Annotated in this window: 3 protein-coding genes; 1 reads left to right on the forward strand and 2 read right to left on the reverse strand. The window is 70.8% G+C overall.

Translation table 11 applies throughout. From position 1 onward, the window contains the following. Nucleotides 1-172: 172 nt before the first annotated feature. Nucleotides 173-817: a dihydrofolate reductase family protein gene (locus tag ACFV7Q_RS38725; RefSeq protein WP_385435650.1), complete on the forward strand. Its 645-nt coding sequence runs from the start codon at nt 173-175 to the stop codon at nt 815-817. Between the two features lie 133 nt (nt 818-950). Here the strand turns inward: ACFV7Q_RS38725 and ACFV7Q_RS38730 are convergent, their stop codons facing one another. Both ACFV7Q_RS38730 and ACFV7Q_RS38735 read right to left on the reverse strand, forming a co-directional pair. Beyond that, a complete protein-coding gene (locus ACFV7Q_RS38730) occupies nt 951-2,084 on the reverse strand; it encodes an FG-GAP-like repeat-containing protein (RefSeq protein ID WP_385435648.1) in 1,134 nt (377 codons plus the stop codon). 131 nt (nt 2,085-2,215) lie between these two features. Then, on the reverse strand, nt 2,216-2,506 hold a 291-nt coding region (locus ACFV7Q_RS38735), incomplete at its 5' end, for an FG-GAP repeat domain-containing protein (RefSeq protein ID WP_385435649.1).

Raw genomic sequence — 2,506 nt, forward strand, 5'->3', positions numbered from 1 at the left:
CGCACGACCTCCTCTGACCGGCCCCAGCGCCGTTCACGGGCGGCGCGCCCCGCTCCTGCCAGACTGACGACCGGTTCCGGTGCGGGTCCTCGGCCGGATCACGGACGCACCGATGAGTTCCAGCGCCCGGGACGGTCTCCTGCATGTTGCCGAGAAGCCCGAGGAGGAGCGCATGGCCCAGCTGCTGAGAGTTCAGAACTTCAACGTGTCGAGCGACGGGATCGGAGCCGGGGAGGACCAGAGCCTCGAACGCCCCTTCGGGCACGTCGACCCGGGCAGGTTGTTCGCCTGGGCCGGCGCCACGGCGAGCTGGCCCAGGCGCACCGAGCCCGGCGGCAGCAGGGGTCTGGACGACTACTTCACCCGCGACTTCGCCAACAACATCGGCGCCGAAATCATGGGCCGCAACAAGTTCGGGCCGCAGCGCGGCCCCTGGCAGGACCACGAGTGGCGCGGCTGGTGGGGGGACGAGCCGCCGTTCCACACGCCGGTGTTCGTGCTGACCCACCACGAGCGGCCGTCGTTCACCCTCTCCGACACCACCTTCCACTTCGTCTCCGGCGAACCGGCCGCCGTCCTCGCCATGGCACGGGAGGCCGCACAGGGCAAGGACGTCCGGCTGGGAGGCGGAGTGACCACCATCCGCGAGTTCCTCGACGCCGACCTCGTCGACACCCTCCACGTGGCGGTCTCGCCCGTGGAACTCGGCTCCGGGCTGCGCCTGTGGGACTCGCCCGAGGAGCTCCTCGACCGCTTCCACTGGGAGACCGTCCCCAGCCCGAGCGGCGTGACGCACCACCTCTTCTGGCGCAGGTGACACCGCCCGGATCCTGACGTCGTTCCGGTTCGGCCGACGACTTCTGCACGTTGGTCAGGCGCGGTGGTCGTCCGCCGCGGAGCCGCCCGGCCAGTGCGGCCGGGCGGCTTCGCGTACGTCGGCGCGTGCCGGGTCAGACGAGGTGGCTCATGCCGCCCCAGCCCTGGCCGACCTTCACGCCCGCCTTGAGGCTGTTGCTCATGCTGGCGTAGTGGTGCAGGTCGCCGGTGGAGGCGATGGTGGCGACCACGTCGGCGCGGCCGTCGCTGTCGATGTCGGCCAGGGTGATCTTGTCGATGCCGGACCAGTTCTGGCCGATCCGGATGGCCGGGGCGACTCCGGTGCTGGTGCCGACGTAGAGGTTCAGGTCCGCGGTGGAGTTGACCACGGCGACCAGGTCGGCGCGGCCGTCGCCGTTGAAGTCACCGGCGGCGAGCTTGGACATGCCGGACCAGCCCTGCCCGATCTGCTTCGTGTACGTCACGTCCGTGCCCGTGCCCGAGTAAAGGCGCAGGCTGGCGTCGTCCTTGCGGACCGCCACGATGTCGGCCTTGCCGTCGCCCGTGAAGTCACCGGCCACGAAGTCGGACATGGCGTTCCAGCCGGTGCCGATCTTCGTGGTGGACTTGAAGCCGCCACCGCCGTTGCCCAGGTAGAGGTACAGGTCGCCGGTCGAGGCGTCGCGGGCGACGAGGTCGCCGTCGCCGTCGTTGTTGAAGTCGGCCGCCTTGACCTTGTCCATGCCGCCCCAGCCGGGGCCGACCTCGTGCGAGGCGAATTGGCCCGCGCCGTTGCCGGCGTACATGCGCAGCTTGTCGTCGCTCTGGGTGATGCCGAGCAGGTCGTCGTTGCCGTCGCTGGTGAAGTCGTGGTCACGCTGGACGGCCGGCTGCGTCGGGTACGGGTCCCGGTCGTCGGAGCCGAGGCCGGCGGTCGGGCCGCAGGTGGGCCAGGCGCCCTCACCCTGACCGGCGAGGACCTTCTCGCCGATGAGTATCTGCTCCGTCTTGGAGGCCTGGTGGGGGTACGAGGCGTACGCGCCGCCGCCGTAGGCGTCCCAGGTGGACTTCGAGAACTGCAGTCCGCCGTAGTAGCCGTTGCCGGTGTTAATGGACCAGTTGCCGCTGCTCTCGCACTCGGCGACCTTGTCCCAGGTGGCGACGGAAGCGGCGGAGGCGGGGGTCGCGGCGGCGAGGGGGACCAGGGCGCTGAGGGCGGAGGCGGCGAGGAGCGTCAGGGCGGAACGGCGCAGGGCGTGCTGTGACATGGCGGGGCGGACCTTCATCTCGTACGGCGCGGAAGCGGGGAAGGGGCGGGAGGGCAGAGCAGTGGTGGGGGAGGCGGGGGTCGGGGGCCCGTTCCCGAAGGACGGGCCCCCGGGCCCCGGCCGGATGCCGGTCAGATGAGGTGGCTCATGCCGCCCCAGCCCTGGCCGACCTTCACGCCCGCCTTGAGGCTGTTGCTCTGGCTCTTGTAGAGGTACAGGTCACCGGTGCTCGCGACGGTGCCGACCACGTCGGCGCGGCCGTCGCTGTCGATGTCGGCCAGGGTGATCTTGTCGATGCCGGACCAGTTCTGGCCGATCTGGATGGCGGGGGCGACTCCGGTGCTGGTGCCGACGTAGAGGTTCAGGTCCGCGGTGGAGTTGACCACGGCGACCAGGTCGGCGCGGCCGTCGCCGTTGAAGTC

Source organism: Streptomyces sp. NPDC059851 (genome assembly GCF_042732005.1).
Lineage (GTDB): Bacteria > Actinomycetota > Actinomycetes > Streptomycetales > Streptomycetaceae > Streptomyces.